19 protein-coding genes and 2 pseudogenes are annotated in these 14,859 nt (G+C 36.2%); 18 read left to right on the top strand and 3 right to left on the bottom strand.

All coding sequences use genetic code 11. The annotated features are described in order from the left end of the window. Window positions 1–74 precede the first annotated feature (74 nt). From proC to JDW14_07685, 4 genes and pseudogenes are all read left to right on the top strand, one after another. The gene (gene proC / locus JDW14_07700) at window positions 75–881 is read left to right on the top strand and encodes a pyrroline-5-carboxylate reductase (GenBank protein ID QQD65172.1); all 807 of its coding nucleotides are present in this window, start codon (window positions 75–77) and stop codon (window positions 879–881) included. A gap of 2 nt (window positions 882–883) precedes the next feature. Beyond that, complete coding sequence (locus JDW14_07695) at window positions 884–1,837, top strand: LCP family protein (GenBank protein QQD65171.1); 954 nt, start codon at window positions 884–886, stop codon at window positions 1,835–1,837. A gap of 126 nt (window positions 1,838–1,963) precedes the next feature. Continuing rightward, window positions 1,964–2,594: pseudogene (gmk, locus tag JDW14_07690) on the top strand (guanylate kinase). Window positions 2,595–2,624: 30 nt separating this feature from the next. Beyond that, window positions 2,625–2,819 (top strand): DNA-directed RNA polymerase subunit omega, encoded by a 195-nt coding sequence (locus tag JDW14_07685; GenBank protein ID QQD65170.1) that lies wholly within the window; start codon window positions 2,625–2,627, stop codon window positions 2,817–2,819. Between the two features lie 267 nt (window positions 2,820–3,086). On the opposite strand, the gene JDW14_07680 is transcribed toward JDW14_07685, so the two are convergent. Further along, window positions 3,087–3,656, bottom strand: a complete 570-nt coding sequence (locus tag JDW14_07680; protein ID QQD65169.1) for a DUF4430 domain-containing protein — start codon at window positions 3,654–3,656, stop codon at window positions 3,087–3,089. A 242-nt stretch (window positions 3,657–3,898) separates the two neighbouring features. Here JDW14_07680 and tsaE point away from each other — a divergent pair, with 242 nt between their 5' ends. The 11 genes and pseudogenes from tsaE (at window position 3,899) to JDW14_07625 (ending at window position 10,525) form a co-directional block, all read left to right on the top strand. Beyond that, on the top strand, window positions 3,899–4,387 hold the full coding sequence (gene tsaE / locus JDW14_07675; protein QQD65168.1) for a tRNA (adenosine(37)-N6)-threonylcarbamoyltransferase complex ATPase subunit type 1 TsaE: 489 nt from the start codon (window positions 3,899–3,901) through the stop codon (window positions 4,385–4,387). After that, entirely contained in the window at window positions 4,371–4,889 is a 519-nt protein-coding gene (locus JDW14_07670; GenBank protein ID QQD65167.1) for a GNAT family N-acetyltransferase, read from the top strand. The genes tsaE and JDW14_07670 overlap by 17 nt, the downstream gene beginning before the upstream one ends. Before the next feature lie 107 nt (window positions 4,890–4,996). Then, window positions 4,997–5,224: a translation repressor RelB gene (locus JDW14_07665; GenBank protein QQD65166.1), complete on the top strand. Its 228-nt coding sequence runs from the start codon at window positions 4,997–4,999 to the stop codon at window positions 5,222–5,224. After that, window positions 5,214–5,482 (top strand): annotated as a pseudogene (locus JDW14_07660) (type II toxin-antitoxin system RelE/ParE family toxin). Before JDW14_07665 ends, JDW14_07660 begins: the two are co-directional and overlap by 11 nt. Before the next feature lie 233 nt (window positions 5,483–5,715). Then, window positions 5,716–6,618 carry a UDP-N-acetylmuramate dehydrogenase gene (gene murB / locus JDW14_07655; protein ID QQD65165.1) on the top strand — a complete coding sequence of 301 codons (903 nt, stop codon included), beginning with the start codon at window positions 5,716–5,718 and terminating at the stop codon, window positions 6,616–6,618. 1 nt (window position 6,619) lies between these two features. Continuing rightward, a complete protein-coding gene (locus JDW14_07650; protein QQD65164.1) occupies window positions 6,620–7,903 on the top strand; it encodes a bifunctional folylpolyglutamate synthase/dihydrofolate synthase in 1,284 nt (427 codons plus the stop codon). 52 nt (window positions 7,904–7,955) lie between these two features. Beyond that, complete coding sequence (radC, locus tag JDW14_07645) at window positions 7,956–8,471, top strand: DNA repair protein RadC (GenBank protein ID QQD65163.1); 516 nt, start codon at window positions 7,956–7,958, stop codon at window positions 8,469–8,471. Window positions 8,472–9,035: 564 nt separating this feature from the next. Next, window positions 9,036–9,281, top strand: coding sequence for a DNA repair protein (locus tag JDW14_07640; GenBank protein QQD65162.1), 246 nt, complete (start codon window positions 9,036–9,038; stop codon window positions 9,279–9,281). An 82-nt stretch (window positions 9,282–9,363) separates the two neighbouring features. Beyond that, window positions 9,364–9,708 (top strand): DUF2200 domain-containing protein, encoded by a 345-nt coding sequence (locus JDW14_07635; GenBank protein QQD65161.1) that lies wholly within the window; start codon window positions 9,364–9,366, stop codon window positions 9,706–9,708. A gap of 86 nt (window positions 9,709–9,794) precedes the next feature. Then, window positions 9,795–10,085, top strand: coding sequence for a rhodanese-like domain-containing protein (locus JDW14_07630; GenBank protein ID QQD65160.1), 291 nt, complete (start codon window positions 9,795–9,797; stop codon window positions 10,083–10,085). 53 nt (window positions 10,086–10,138) lie between these two features. Beyond that, window positions 10,139–10,525, top strand: a complete 387-nt coding sequence (locus JDW14_07625; GenBank protein QQD65159.1) for a methylglyoxal synthase — start codon at window positions 10,139–10,141, stop codon at window positions 10,523–10,525. A 55-nt stretch (window positions 10,526–10,580) separates the two neighbouring features. Here JDW14_07625 and JDW14_07620 read toward each other — a convergent pair whose 3' ends face one another. Beyond that, complete coding sequence (locus JDW14_07620; GenBank protein ID QQD65158.1) at window positions 10,581–10,988, bottom strand: NusG domain II-containing protein; 408 nt, start codon at window positions 10,986–10,988, stop codon at window positions 10,581–10,583. Window positions 10,989–11,321: 333 nt separating this feature from the next. Between JDW14_07620 and queG the strand changes: the two genes are divergently transcribed. Continuing rightward, the gene (gene queG / locus JDW14_07615; protein QQD65157.1) at window positions 11,322–12,494 is read left to right on the top strand and encodes a tRNA epoxyqueuosine(34) reductase QueG; all 1,173 of its coding nucleotides are present in this window, start codon (window positions 11,322–11,324) and stop codon (window positions 12,492–12,494) included. A 3-nt stretch (window positions 12,495–12,497) separates the two neighbouring features. Continuing rightward, window positions 12,498–13,025, top strand: a complete 528-nt coding sequence (trmL, locus tag JDW14_07610; protein ID QQD65156.1) for a tRNA (uridine(34)/cytosine(34)/5-carboxymethylaminomethyluridine(34)-2'-O)-methyltransferase TrmL — start codon at window positions 12,498–12,500, stop codon at window positions 13,023–13,025. 155 nt (window positions 13,026–13,180) lie between these two features. Here the strand turns inward: trmL and JDW14_07605 are convergent, their stop codons facing one another. Beyond that, complete coding sequence (locus JDW14_07605; GenBank protein ID QQD65155.1) at window positions 13,181–13,459, bottom strand: hypothetical protein; 279 nt, start codon at window positions 13,457–13,459, stop codon at window positions 13,181–13,183. A gap of 124 nt (window positions 13,460–13,583) precedes the next feature. Between JDW14_07605 and JDW14_07600 the strand changes: the two genes are divergently transcribed. Beyond that, entirely contained in the window at window positions 13,584–14,777 is a 1,194-nt protein-coding gene (locus JDW14_07600) for a cation:proton antiporter (GenBank protein ID QQD65154.1), read from the top strand. Window positions 14,778–14,859: the final 82 nt, after the last annotated feature.

The raw sequence follows: 14,859 nt of genomic DNA, 5'->3' as shown, positions 1-14,859 counted from the left end.
CTTAAACGTATGGGGAAAACATTTATCTTGTTTAGTGATGAATGGTTTATCGCCAATAATAAGGGAGGCAAAAAATGAAAGTCGGATTTATCGGAGTTGGAAATATGGGGAGTGCTCTTTGTAAGAGTATTGCCTTAAACGATGATATTGAGCTATTTATCAGTAATTATTCTTTAGAAAAAGCAGAACGATTATTGACGCAGCTTCATCATCCTAATGCTTACCTTATGGATAATGCTCAAATCGTGGCTCAATCAGATTGTGTATTTATAGGATTGAAACCAAATTTGATACTTGATGAATTAGCACGATTAACTAAAGTTGCGAATCCCAACATTACATGGGTGTCAATGGCAGCTGGCATTGACTTAATGCAGTTGACCGAGGTGACAAACCAGCAAGCAGTTATTCGCATTATGCCTAATACACCGGTGGAAATTGGTTTCGGCATGACGACATATGTAGCTAATAACTATGTTACCCATTCTAAGATGAATGCTTTTAAACAATTGATGACACGGACTGGAACGATAATCGAGTTGCCTGAAGCGCAAATTGATGCTGCTACGGCTATTGCTGGTTGTGGGCCAGCCTATGTCTATCAAATGATTGAGGCATTAAGTGATGCCGGTGTTAAAATTGGTTTGCCACGTGCTTTAGCTCAGCGACTAGCAACGCAAACCTTAATCGGTTCAGCCCAAATGGTAGAACAAACGGCTCAACACCCAGCTGCATTGAAAGATGCAGTAACTTCTCCAGGTGGGAGTACGATTGCTGGTGTGACGGCTTTAGAGGCGAATGGGTTTCGCCATGCTACAATTGAAGCGGTGGTAAAAGCATTTGAACGAACGCAACAATTAAAAGAAGAGAAAAGAGGTTAAATATGAGAAGAAGAGAATATCGGCGACGTTCCAAAAAACGAGGGGGCTGTTTAAAGTTTTTCTTATTGATATTATTCGTTATTCTTTTAATCGCGGGTGGCTTATTATTTAAGCTTTATCGAGATGCAAAGAGTCTTTCACAGAATGTGTTTACTGAAAAACCACAAACACAACAAGTGATACGTGATACTTCAGCGAAAGTATCGGAAATTAAGCCGATTTCAATTCTATTATTAGGAATTGATACTGGTGAATTTGGTCGAATTGAGCAAGGTCGTTCAGATGTGATAATGGTGGCGACGCTTAATCCTAAGACCAAACAAACTACATTAGTGAGTATCCCTCGTGATAGCTATACAAAAATTATTGGCCATGATACGGAAGACAAGATTAATCATGCGTATGCATTTGGTGGAAAAGCAATGGCAGTGAATACCGTTCAAGCCTTACTCGATATTCCAATCGATTATACTTTTTCAATTAATATGCAAGGATTTGAAGATATTGTCGATGCAGTAGGGGGTATCACTATTACACCGACATCGACCTTTACACAAGACGGTTACGAATTCAATGAAGGACAACCAGTTCAAATGAACGGTGCAATGGCATTAGCCTATACACGAAATCGTGCAGATGCAGAAGGTGATTATGGTCGCCAAGAGCGTCAAAGACAATTATTACAAGCAATTGCACAAGCTGCATTGAGTTTGAATTTAGTAGCAAAATATCAAGAGATATTACAGACATTGAACGGAAATTTATCAACGGATATGCCATTTGCTGAGATGATTAAAATAATGCAAAAATATGGCGATGCGTTGCAATCGTTAAATACGATTCAACTTTCAGGGACTGGTGAATTACGAGATGATATTTACTATGAAATGTTAGATAAAACTCAATTGAGCGAGGTTATTACACAATTAAAAGCACAATTAGAACTGAATGAATAAGTTTCGCATGTGAGAATATGTTTACATTTCAATGAAAATAAAGTTTGTATCTTTTATAAAAGGTATTATTATGATACAATAACCTTTATATAAAAAGCGTGGAATATAGATAGGCGGAGGAAATAAATGTCACAACAACGTGGACTTCTCATTATATTATCAGGGCCATCGGGAGTAGGAAAAGGTACCGTTCGAGCTGCAATATTTAAAAATAATCGATTTAATTATGTTTATTCGGTTTCAGCAACAACAAGACAAAGTAGACCGGGTGAAGTAGATGGTGTGGATTACCATTTTGTCTCAAGAGAAACATTTGAACAATATATTGAAGAAGATGCATTATTAGAGTATGCCGAGTATGTTGGCAATTACTATGGTACTCCAATTCAAAAAATTGAAGAAAACTTAGCTGCAGGTAATGATGTCTTTTTAGAAATTGAAGTACATAGGTGCGTTAAAAGTACGTGAGCGAATGCCGGAAGGAATTTTTATTTTCTTAGCACCACCAAATTTAGCAGAATTAGAATCACGTATTTTAGGTCGTGGAACAGATCAACCTGAAATTATATATGAACGCATGCAAATGGCACGTGAAGAAATTGAATTGATGCAACATTATGATTATGTTGTAGTGAATGATACAGTTGAAAATGCTGTTGAAAAAGTCAATGCAATTATTCAAAGTGAACATTTAAAAGTAGAACGCGTCGTGGATAGAATTAAATCAGATATTCATGATTATTTTCAAGAATCGTAATACAAGAATAGAGCAAAGGAGTGGATTATTATGATGTTATACCCGTCAATTGATAAATTAATCGAAAAAGTACCGTCAAAATACGGTTTAATCATTTTAGCAAGCAAACGTGCGCATGATATGCGTGTGAATCATGACTATTTATTAGATAACTATGAATCTGAAAAAGCAGTAGGGAAAGCATTAGAAGAAGTTATCGCTGAAAAATTAATGCCCAAGGAATAACATAGTGCGAGTGAGGGTGTTCTGACTCGAAACACTGGAGCAAAGGTCACAGAAGTGCTTTGCGAATTGGAAGTCAAGTCAACCCAAGCAAGCCGGAATAATATAGTGCGAGCGAGATAGCTTTATCTCAGAGCATTGCAAGAAATTGTTAGAGTGAGTAAAAGGTAATGTATGAATCATCATGCATTGCCTTTTTCATCTATGGACACAGAAAAAAGGGACATAAAAGACTCGCTAGGAGCTTTTATGTCCAAAATAATTATTCAATTATTGATAGATGTTAACTGGTAATTCATCAGTTGTACCGAAGTACCATGCTACTACATCACCCTCAGATAATGTTTGAGAAACAACACCGTATTCAGCATATTCACCATTTAATAAATATACCCAAGTTTTCATGTTGTCATAATCATTTTCTGTTCCTGAGATTTCAGTAATGATACCTTGTTCTTTATCAAAATTGAAGTCAAAGCCGTCAATGCTTTCCATAGCTTCTAAAATTGATTTACCAACAGCTTCTTTAGCAACAAGTGATGCTTTTTCTTCGCCGTTAACATAAATTTTGAACATTACATCTTCTTTAGCAACTGTTGAATCAGTACCCTCTGCTGCACTGTTATCAGCACTAGTAGTTGTCATTTCATCTCCAGCAACAGTAGTTGTCATATCGTTAGGTGTACTAACTTGAGCTTCCGTAGTTGTCGCAGGAGCCATAGTAGTTGTTTCAGGTGCAACAGTTGTCGTTGTTTCAGGAGTAGAAGAATTAAATTGTCCACATGCAGCTAAAACAATTGTTAAAACAGGTAATGATAATAATTTTGCGATTTTTTTCATTATATAACCTCCTATAGTTTTGTTCGGTGAAATGAGTTATACACATTCGCAATACATAAGATAAACATACAAATATTCTGCCATACTTATAGTGTTATTTTACTTCATGTATAAGTCATATAACCTACTTCTTAACTATAAATTTAACAATAAAATGTTAAAAAGTCAAATTATTAGTATTCTATAATTTGATTCTTTATAATAATAACTATTATGCGATACTCAGAAAAGGGAGTTAAGTAATGGAGCAATTTTATATTAAATCGTTAGCAGAAACACAATTTTGCGCCCAGTTACTAGCAAAAAGTGTACCATCTAACATGGTCATATTATTGGACGGGCTATTGGGAAGTGGAAAAACGACATTTACACAAGCATTTGGTAAACAATTAGGTATCCAACGTGCAATTAAAAGTCCAACCTATATGATTGTTAAGGAATATCCCCATGCGACAGGACGTTTAGTTCATATTGACGCATACCGTCTTGAAGATGGTGGTGCAGATACCATTGATTTTGCAAGTTATTTGACTGAAGATACGATTATTGTGATTGAATGGGCACAATTTTTAGAAGATTATTTACCAAAAAATCGATTGAAAATTCAATTTATCCCACAAGAAGAAACGGACGCACGACTAATTGTCGCACAAGTTGAGGGTGATTATGCGAATGAGTATCAGGAAGTATTGATGAGGTGGAGGGAGTTAATGAATGAATCAAGAAATTGAAGCAATTGTTCGGTTAGCAGAACCACAAGATGCACGAGCAATTATTGGGCTATGTCAGCAAGTGGGAAGTGAGACGCCTTATTTGACTTTTGGGCCAAAAGGATTAGATTTGTCAGTTGAGCAAGAAGCTACTCAAATTCGTCGCTATCAACAATCGGAAAATAGCTTATTAATTGTAGCTGAAGTAGACGACCAATTAGTAGGTATGGCAAATTTAACTGCGTTTAATGAGGAAAAACAGCAACATGTTGCTGAAATTGGAATTTGTTTAATTCGGGAATATTGGGGCTACGGTTTGGCGAAAATGATGATGGAAATGTTACTGGATTTCGCAGAACATTCTGCTATTAAGGTGATTACATTGGAAGTTGTACAAGAAAATGTTGCAGCCGTTGGATTGTATCAATCTTTTGGCTTTGAAATTGTAGGTAAATTATCCAAACGATTATGTCATGAATGTGAATATTTCGATTCGTATGTTATGGAGAAACGTATCGGATAGTCAAAGCGTTTAGATGAAACATATTTAATATAAGGTGTATTTAATATAAGGTGTATTGACTTTGTTCTTCTGTTTGTATTACAAACATAGGGAAGAGGTATGAATTTATGGGAATGGTATCGTTAAGACTTAACAGTGTAGAAGAAGAATTATTTAGAAGTTACGCAATACATACAGGAAAAACCTTATCAGAACTGTTTAAAAGTGCACTATTGGAACAAATAGAAAACCAACTAGACTATGAAACAGGCATACAAGCCTTAAATAAATTTCACGATAACCCTGTAACACATTCGATAGATGATCTTATTGAGGAACTAGAAAATGAGTTATAAGCTAGTGGTTAGCGATGATGTTAGAAAACAAATAAAAAAAATGGATAAGCATGTAGGGCTTATGCTGGCTAAAGATATGAAAAAAGGCTTGATGGGCTGACTAATCCACGACAGATAGGTAAGGCACTAACAGGTCAGTATAAAGGGTTATGGCGGTACAGAGTTGGAAATTACCGCATTATTTGCGATATTGTTGATGATGAGTTAATTATATTAGCTCTAGAAGTTGGGCACAGAAAAGACATATATACAAAATAAACGCTTAGGATGGGCGTTTTTTTTGTATGCAGTAATGTATGGATACAAGAAATACTAACATAAAAAATAAGTTAAGGGTAAAATCGTTGTAAGTGCGTCTTAAAGATTAGATAACTGTTAAAAACTATAGGATAAAGGGTTTAGCAGTAAATGAAAATGGGTGTAATTGCTCGTTGTGTAAGAGTATGTTACAATGAATCGAATTGATAAAATAAAAGGAATGATTAAACGAAATGGTATATACAAACTTAATCGAGCTTTTTCCAACAATAAAAATAGAATTTAATCAGCCACTATCTAAATATACTTATACAAAGACTGGTGGACCTGCTGATGCCGTTGCTTTTCCGGCAACGATTGAAGAACTTCAAGCATTATGCACTTGGGTAAAAGAAAATCAAGTACCTTTGACTGTTTTAGGTAATGCTAGTAATTTAATTGTTCGTGACGGTGGCATTCGTGGTTTAGTGCTTATTTTAACGGAAATGAATCACATTGAAGTGACGGAAGATAGCGTATATGCACAGAGTGGTGCTGCGTTGATTCAAGTGAGTCGTATGGCAGCGAATCACCATTTGACTGGGCTAGAATTTGCTTGTGGTATCCCAGGTAGTATTGGTGGGGCTGTCTATATGAATGCTGGTGCCTATGGTGGTGAAGTTGTGGACGTGATTGAATCGGTTGATATTTTAACGGCAGACGGTACAATTCGAACTGTCGATAATTCAGCATGTGAATTTAGTTACCGCCATAGTCATTTCCAAGAGACAGATGATATTATTTTAGGAGTGACTTTTAAGTTATCAAAAGGTAATTTAGCTGAAATTGAAGAGCAAATGGCTTATTTAACAGAGTTGCGAGAAAGTAAGCAGCCATTAGAATATCCGTCATGTGGTAGTGTCTTTAAGCGTCCAGAGGGGTATTTTACTGGTAAATTAATTCAAGATGCTGGCTTACAGGGCTATCGCATTGGTGGGGCAGAAGTTTCAAAAAAACATGCTGGCTTTATTGTAAATATCGATAATGCAACTGCAACGGATTATGTTCAATTAATTGCCTTTATTCAAGATGAAATTTGGAATCGTAATCAAGTTCGTCTTGAAACAGAAGTGCGTATTATTGGTGAGGAAGCATAAAATGGCGACTCAATTTTCAACGATTGAAGAGGCATTAGCTTGGCTGCATGGTCAGAAGAATCTGATACATCGTGGGAGTTTGGATAAAATTAAAATGGCACTGGCTTTTTTAGGGAATCCACATAAAAATTTAAAGACGATTCACATCTCTGGAACGAATGGCAAAGGCTCCGTGACGGCGTACTTAAAACAATTATTTTTAGCACATGGTATGTCAGTGGGTGCTTTTACTTCGCCACATATTATGCGTTTTAATGAGCGAATTACGTTTAATCATGAAGAAATTAGTGATGAAACATTAATGCGTTTGATGAGTCAAGTAGCATTAATGAATGACTATATGGAACAGACGGAATACGGTCGTTTAGTTTATTTTGAATTATATACCGTCTTGATGTTTTTATACTTTCAAGAAAAACAGCCGGATATTTGCTTGATTGAAGTAGGAATCGGTGGCTTGTTGGACTGTACTAATGTTATCGAGTCGTCTGATGTGGTGATTACGACTGTAGGTTTAGACCATATTGATAAATTAGGTTCAACTTATGCCGAGATTGCTACGCAAAAAGCTGGTATTATTTATCCACATTCCGATGTTTATGTAGGAGAATTGCCAGAATCAGCCTTACTAGCAGTGGAATCTGTCTGCCATGAAAAGGGGGCCACATTACATCATTTGCCAAAGGAACAACCGTATCAACTAGTATCGGAATCATTAGTTGAGGGCACATCGTTTAAGATTGCTGATAATTTTTATACTATTCATTTATTAGGACGTCATCAAGTACATAATGCTGCATTGGCACGAATGGTATTTGTCAATTGGATGCAAAAGAATTGTCAAAAATTAGATGAAACGAAAGTGCGTCATGCATTAGCAGCGACCAAGTGGCTAGCTCGTATGGAGAAGATGAGCGACAATCCACTTGTTTATATTGATGGTGCTCATAATGAAGCAGGGATTAAGGCACTTATACAAGTAATTCAAACACATTTTGAAAATCAGTCGGTTTCAATATTGTATGCTGGTTTGCAAACGAAAAATCAAGTAGAACATTTAGCTTTATTGCAATCTATGCCACTTGAACAATTAGTGTTGACTACTTTTGACCATTATCAAGCAATGACAGAAGTGCAGTTTGCTGAGATATATCAAGATAGTAATGTGCCAACACGATTTGAATCGGATTGGTATTCTGTCTTACAATCTCGGAATAATACAATCTGGATTGTGACTGGTTCTCTGTACTTTGTATCCGAAGTACGTCAAAAATTTATAGGATAAAAGAATAATTTATCTCTTTTTGTTGTATTTATACAATGAAAGGAGTTTTTTTATGGAGTCAAAAATATTATCATTTATCGAAGAAGTGCCGAGCCAATCACGACCACGTGAACGTTTATTGGAGTATGGCGAAAAAGCACTCTCAGACCATGAATTATTAGCAATTCTTTTGCGTACTGGAACACGTAAAGAGCATGTACTACAATTGTCGATGCGATTGCTGCAACGATTTGAAAATTTAGCTGGATTGTCATTGGCGAGTCTTGATGAATTACAAGAAGTTGCAGGCATTGGCAGTATCAAAGCAGTAGAATTAAAAGCGATGATTGAGCTAGGTTTACGCATTACTGCCAGTAATTTACCTAAATTTGGAAAAATTCGTTCGACAGAAGATATTGGTAATTGGATGAAATTAACGATGAAAGACTTTCATCAAGAACATTTAATAGCAGTCTTTTTAAACACAAAAAATGAAATATTAAAGTATAAAAATATATTTATCGGAACGGTTAATAGTTCCGTGGCCCATCCACGTGAAAGTACGAAATGTTCATTATTGAAAAGATAATGCGAGCTGGTATGGAGGTTTAGTAATTAATAGAGTAATTATTAGTCATATTAACTCGAACGCTTATTTTGAAAAGTAGAATGATTGGGTAACGCCATGAAATACTTTCTTTAAACTCTGCCATGCGTAATATTGCGTAAACAATATTGGGTGTGAAGTGCAGTGAAGTCGGCAGAATAGGGCTAAGTAGATATGCCGGAAGTCGCTAAATATGGTGAGGGGACAAAGCCATGTTGACGATTGTATTCACTTGAGGTTGAGTAAAATGTTTCGCTATGAAAAACCTTGCAGTATAAATGGTACTGGAAAGTAATGCAATTAAAGTGGCCACCTAAGTTTAGTATTTGATAGAAATAAGTGGACATTGGAAGCGAGTAATAGGGAGAATTTACGTTTGATGAACTAGTAAAATGGTGACATTTTTTAATACTCGTGAAAGCGGTGGGACGACCGATGACTTGTGGTAATGCACAACGAGGAATAGCCACCAGTCAACGATTGTTGATGGAACGCGGTATGCGATGAAAGTTGCTTGTACCGTGTGGTGTGGGGGAAAAGTAGGCGATGACTTCAAATATTTACCTATCACAATTATTTAAAGAAGCTGTTAAATATCCAACAGCTAGGCTTATTATTGGACATAATCATCCCTCAGGAGACCCGGAACCGTCGCCTGCTGATTTAATTTTCACGCAAAGAATGATTGAATGTGGGGAATTAATGGGGATTGAATTATTGGATCATATTATTGTGGGACAAGATTGTTTTATCAGTTTGAGAGAAACAACACATTTGTTTGATGAAAAGTAAGAGTTTGAAATACTATGATTGACGGTTAGCTGTTTTCTCGACATAATAAAGGAGTTAGAAGTTAGGTTAAGGAGCAGATAAGATGAGTCATAAAATTTATTCGATGACATTTTCAAGTATTTATGATGCGTTAATTAATAAAGCACAACGTAAGAATCGGACGAAAGAAGAAGTAGATACGATTATTTCATGGATGACAGGGTATAGTGTAGAGCAATTAAGTGAAATGGCACAGACAGAGATTGATTATCAGACATTTTTTAAGCAAGCCCCAGCGATGAATGAAGCACGTCATTTAATTAAAGGTTCTATTTGTGGTGTGAAAATTCAAGAGATTGAAGACCCTTTAATGAGAGATATTCGCTATTTAGATAAGTTGATTGATGAATTAGCCAAAGGTAAACTATTGGAGAAGATATTACGTTAAAGCTGAAAGCTGTGATTTAGCATAGATTTTTAAATTTACTAAATGGTATAATGAAACCAATAATAATTAACATAGGAAGTGACGAGATGCAATCAATATCCATGCAAGCATTTGCTGAAAAAGTAGCTAATGAAGCTTTATTAATTTTAGATGTTCGTGATGAATCAAAATATCGATCAGGACATATACCAGGTGCAAAACATTTCAAAGCAGGCGAAACGGAAAAAGTATTGCCAAAAGATGACGTGTATTATATTGTTTGCCAAATGGGAGTAACATCATTGCGTATTGCGACTGAGTTAGATGCATTAGGATTTAATGTGGTGAATGTTGAAGGTGGTATGTCTCAATGGCAAGGAGAAGTAACTGCGAGCTAAGAAAACGATAGTTCGAACGAACCGGAATAAGATACATTACAGGGAGTATTAATATGAGAATAGCTTTGATAGCACACGATCAAAAGAAAGAGAGTATCATAGAATTAGCTAAAAAGTATGAATTGCAGTTAGCACAGCATGAGTTATATGCCACAGGTACAACTGGAAAAGTTATTATGGAACAGACAAAATTAAGTATTCATCGATTAAATTCTGGTCCATTAGGTGGTGACCAGCAAATTGGGGGAATGATTTCAGAGCAAAAAATTAATTTGGTGATTTTTTTGCGTGACCCTTTAGCAGCACAGCCGCATGAACCAGATGTTAATGCTTTGATTCGTTTATGTGATGTGTACAATATTCCATTGGCAACGAATTTAGGAACGGCAGAAGTACTGTTGTCTTCACTTGAATTTATTGCAGAAGTGACGACTAATTAAAAAATAAAAAAGAGAATGTATGATGCGTGAAAGATGTGCAACATACATTCTTTTCTTATAGGGGTAGGACTAATTCATCTTGCTCCATTGCACCTTGAACTTCGATAATTAAGCCATGTGGTAGGCAGATAGCGACTTGTCCAGGCTTATGAATCCAACCAGTTCGAACACCAATTTGGTCAGGCGAGTTATCTTCCTTGATACGAATATGCGTACCTTCACGTTCAATAATATTATACTGACCTTCGCTTGGGTGATAGGTTTTTTGTTCATTCGGTGCTCCGTCATATAGTTCAAAGCGGTCTACTTCTACACCGTAAATTTTCACAATTCCCACAGCTGTTACTTTTGGCTTTGTGCTCTGCTGAATAGCTGTCACGAGATTAGGTGAGAAAGATAAAAACAATGCTAAGATAATTAAAATATAATCCCATGGTTTTAAAAAATGTTTAATTTTATCCATTTATTTAAGACCTCTTTCATTTGGTTTCATGTGATTATTTTAAGGGATTGTATGTCTGAATGCAACTATGTTGAATACTAAGAGTATTTTGATACACTTTTTAGTTGGTAGCATGAATAAAATCTCAACACTTAATTGAAGATATGTTACAATAGGAGTGAAAAGTAAGTGTTCTCCCAAAAGCGAGACAGAATAAGCTATAGTGTGACAATGAGCGCACTGAAATGAATCACTGGAGAAAGTCGTCGGCGTGCGAGTATCGCACAGAGAAGACTTTTGAAGTGGATGTCATTTCAGCGAGCTGGAACCAGAATAAATGAAAGAAGTGAGCGAATGACAACAGCACAGTTAAAAGCAGATATTATTCAAGCTGCTAAAGAAATTGGTATTGATAAAATTGGCTTTACGACAGCTGCGCCATTTGACCATTTAAAAGCCTCATTGGAAGAACAAAAGGCTGCAGGACGTACAACTGGTTTTGAACATCCTGTAATTGATGAGCGGTTGTATCCAGAATTGATTTTTGATAAGCCTAAATCAATTATTTCGATTGCATTAGCGTATCCTAGTCGTTTAAAATATCAAGTACCACAAGATAAGGAAAACCGACGTGGGATGTTTGCACGTGCTTCGTGGGGGATTGATTACCATGATATTTTACGTGACCGAATGGATAAATTAATCGCCTTTATTAAAGAACGTTCTGAAACAGCGACATTCAAACCCATGGTGGATACTGGTGAATTGATTGATGTTGTAACGGCACAGCGTGCAGGTTTAGGTTTTATTGGTAAGCATGGTTTGTTGATTACTAAAGAATTTGGCTCATTTGTTTATTTGGGCGAAATTATTACCAATATTGAATTTGAACCCGATGAACCAGTGGAAAATGGTTGTGGTGATTGTACACGATGTGTTGATGCTTGTCCAACTGGGGCTATTATGGGTGATGGACGTCTAAATGCTCCACGCTGTTTATCCTTTCAAACACAGACGAAAGGTTACTTACCAGATGAATTTCGCCGTAAAATCACGCATGTGATATATGGTTGTGATATTTGTCAGCTGGTTTGTCCATATAATCAAGGGATTGATTCACATATTCATCCAGAAATGGAGCCGGAACCAGAGTCGGTACAACCATTATTAAAACCGATGTTGACGATAACGAATAAGCAATTTAAGGAACAATTTGGTCATATGGCAGGTTCATGGCGTGGAAAAAAGCCATTGCAACGTAATGCAATTGTGGCATTAGCGAATTATCGTGACCAAACGGCTTTACCACTGCTATTGGAAGTTATGGAAAAAGATACACGACCGATGATTCGTGGAACGGCAGCGTGGGCAATTTCACAAATTCAACGCTACCATAATCCGTCAATGATTGAGTGTGTAGCAGCTCAACTTGCTAAAGAAACCGATGAAGAAACAATCGCTGAAATGTCTCGTGCATTAGAAGTATTAAAAGAAAAAAGATTACCACGTCAAGAAAGGGGTCAGTAATAATTGAAAAATCATATCGCATTATTTGAACCTGTTATGCCTGCTAATACAGGCAATATTGCCAGAACTTGTGCTGCGACCAATACGGCACTGCATTTAATTGAACCATTAGGCTTTAGCACTGATGATAAAATGTTAAAGCGAGCAGGATTAGACTATTGGCACCATGTTGAAATTTATTACCATAAAGATTTAGCTGCCTTTTTAGAATGGGTGGGAGAGCGACGTTTGTATTTGATTACAAAATTTGCACCGTCCATTTATTCACAGGCAAATTTGGCAGATGAATCGGTGTCAGAACAAGTATTTTTATTTGGTAAGGAAACAACTGGACTACCGATTGAATTAATGGAGCAACGCAAGCAGGATTGTTTACGAATACCGATGAATGATGACCATGTTCGCTCCTTGAATTTATCGAATACAGCGAATATTATTATTTATGAAGCATTAAGACAGCAAAATTATGCTGACATGGATAAAACGCATGCGTACCGTGATACTGATAAGGCGCGTCAATTAGAGTGGTAATAAGCATTTGTGGTAAGTTTTTAGAATATAGAAGTTGTTGCACTTATCGAGAAGATTTCTGAAGTGGACGTCAAACGATTCGGATATTTCAATAAATAAAGTTCCTATGATGTACCTTGACTGAAAAGGCAAATCGTAGGAACTTTATTATTTAGTTATGCTTGTTTGGTGAAATCAACCACATAGTAGTCTTTATTGTCACTAAGATGAATTGGCATATTGGTGCGATATAAGCTACCATGGCTATCTTGTTCTAAATACATAACAAATCCCTTAGGATAAATTGATAACAGTTTAGAGTAGACATGGTCTTGGTCGATGATAATCGTTTTGATTTCGTCATCAGTTGAAAACCAGTCGGTTTGTAAATTAAAATAAGCACCAGGGGAAATAAATGTTTCGTACTTGAGTATTGAAATAATTGACTGAGACATAAGCAGATTCCTTTCTAATTATTATCGTCTAAAAAAATAACTCATGTTTATATGTTTATTATATCACAAAGTCGTAATAGTAAAACCCTTTTCATAAAAATTATATAGTTAGGAGCAGAATATTATGTTATTGTCCATAGCACTCATCATCGTTCTGGGGTATTTAGGTGGCAATCTAGCAAAACGCTTAACATTACCGAGTTTAGTCGGAATGTTACTGGTAGGTGTGGTAGTTGGGCCTTTTGGTTGGAATTTATTATCACCAATGATATTATCTATCTCTTCAGATATTCGACGTATGGCACTCATTATTATTTTATTGCGAGCAGGATTAAATCTGAACATTCAGCAATTAAAACAAGTGGGAAGACCGGCATTACTGATGTGCTTTTTACCAGCTTTATTTGAAATGATTGCGATTACTTTGATAGCGCCACTTTTATTTCCATTGTCGACGGTTGATGCACTCTTACTTGGTACAGTGATTGCGGCTGTATCGCCAGCTGTTATTGTTCCTAGAATGGTTAATTTAATGGAACAAGGACGTGGAACTGAAAAACAAATACCACAAATGATTTTGATAGGTGCGTCAGTTGACGATGTATTTGTTATCGTATTATTCAGTACCGTATCGCAATTAGCACTGGGCAATCATTTTGAGGCAATGCAATTATTGGGGATACCGAGTGCCATTGTATTAGGTATTGCAGTCGGATTTTTATTAGGAAGATTGATGCAATGGTTATTCAAACGAATTTCAATTGCGAGCTTTGAAAAAATTGTTTTATTATTAGTAGTATCATTTTGTTTAGTAAGTATCGAGGATGCGATGACGGGAATCGTTAAATTTTCAGGTTTATTAGCGATTATGACTATGGGCATGACGTTGAATTTGTATTCGGATACGTCTACTCAAGTTAAGCCAATATCGAACCAGTTGGGGCAATTATGGCGTTTAGGTGAAATCTTTTTATTTGTATTAGTGGGTGCGTCAATCAATATTCAATATGCGATTCTTTCCAGTGGGGCAGCTGTCGCCTTGATTGTGTTAGCGATTGTTTTTCGTATTTTAGCAGTATTTGTAGCACAATTGGGTACTAATCTATCATCGAAAGAAAAATTATTTACGGCGCTCGCATATTTGCCAAAAGCAACTGTGCAAGCAGCAATTGGTGGCATTCCATTAGCAATGGGGATACAAAGTGGTGAATTAATTTTAACGGTGGCTGTGCTGTCGATATTAATTACGGCACCGATTGGAGCATGGCTTATTGATTTATTAGCATCAAAATGGCTAATTCAAGCAGAAAATAAATAAGAATGATGTATTTCACAATGAAATTTAATAGTTAATAAGGTATAATACGAATAAATGGTGTGCGACAATGTTGGCTTTGGAA

The sequence above is a fragment of the Aerococcaceae bacterium zg-252 genome, from assembly GCA_016237705.1.
GTDB lineage: Bacteria > Bacillota > Bacilli > Lactobacillales > Aerococcaceae > Globicatella > Globicatella yangjingiae.
The sequence above is the reverse complement of the archived record's forward strand: the minus strand, read 5'-3'. Positions and strand labels throughout refer to the sequence as shown.

Excerpts from the sequence above, each read along its gene's own strand:
- proC (QQD65172.1), top strand. The coding sequence starts at position 75 with ATGAAAGTCGGATTTATCGGAGTTGGAAATATGGGGAGTGCTCTTTGT.
- JDW14_07695 (QQD65171.1), top strand. The coding sequence starts at position 884 with ATGAGAAGAAGAGAATATCGGCGACGTTCCAAAAAACGAGGGGGCTGT.
- JDW14_07685 (QQD65170.1), top strand. The coding sequence starts at position 2,625 with ATGATGTTATACCCGTCAATTGATAAATTAATCGAAAAAGTACCGTCA.
- JDW14_07680 (QQD65169.1), bottom strand. The coding sequence starts at position 3,656 with ATGAAAAAAATCGCAAAATTATTATCATTACCTGTTTTAACAATTGTT.
- tsaE (QQD65168.1), top strand. The coding sequence starts at position 3,899 with ATGGAGCAATTTTATATTAAATCGTTAGCAGAAACACAATTTTGCGCC.
- JDW14_07670 (QQD65167.1), top strand. The coding sequence starts at position 4,371 with ATGAATCAAGAAATTGAAGCAATTGTTCGGTTAGCAGAACCACAAGAT.
- JDW14_07665 (QQD65166.1), top strand. The coding sequence starts at position 4,997 with ATGGGAATGGTATCGTTAAGACTTAACAGTGTAGAAGAAGAATTATTT.
- murB (QQD65165.1), top strand. The coding sequence starts at position 5,716 with ATGGTATATACAAACTTAATCGAGCTTTTTCCAACAATAAAAATAGAA.
- JDW14_07650 (QQD65164.1), top strand. The coding sequence starts at position 6,620 with ATGGCGACTCAATTTTCAACGATTGAAGAGGCATTAGCTTGGCTGCAT.
- radC (QQD65163.1), top strand. The coding sequence starts at position 7,956 with ATGGAGTCAAAAATATTATCATTTATCGAAGAAGTGCCGAGCCAATCA.
- JDW14_07640 (QQD65162.1), top strand. The coding sequence starts at position 9,036 with ATGACTTCAAATATTTACCTATCACAATTATTTAAAGAAGCTGTTAAA.
- JDW14_07635 (QQD65161.1), top strand. The coding sequence starts at position 9,364 with ATGAGTCATAAAATTTATTCGATGACATTTTCAAGTATTTATGATGCG.
- JDW14_07630 (QQD65160.1), top strand. The coding sequence starts at position 9,795 with ATGCAATCAATATCCATGCAAGCATTTGCTGAAAAAGTAGCTAATGAA.
- JDW14_07625 (QQD65159.1), top strand. The coding sequence starts at position 10,139 with ATGAGAATAGCTTTGATAGCACACGATCAAAAGAAAGAGAGTATCATA.
- JDW14_07620 (QQD65158.1), bottom strand. The coding sequence starts at position 10,988 with ATGGATAAAATTAAACATTTTTTAAAACCATGGGATTATATTTTAATT.
- queG (QQD65157.1), top strand. The coding sequence starts at position 11,322 with ATGACAACAGCACAGTTAAAAGCAGATATTATTCAAGCTGCTAAAGAA.
- JDW14_07605 (QQD65155.1), bottom strand. The coding sequence starts at position 13,459 with ATGTCTCAGTCAATTATTTCAATACTCAAGTACGAAACATTTATTTCC.
- JDW14_07600 (QQD65154.1), top strand. The coding sequence starts at position 13,584 with ATGTTATTGTCCATAGCACTCATCATCGTTCTGGGGTATTTAGGTGGC.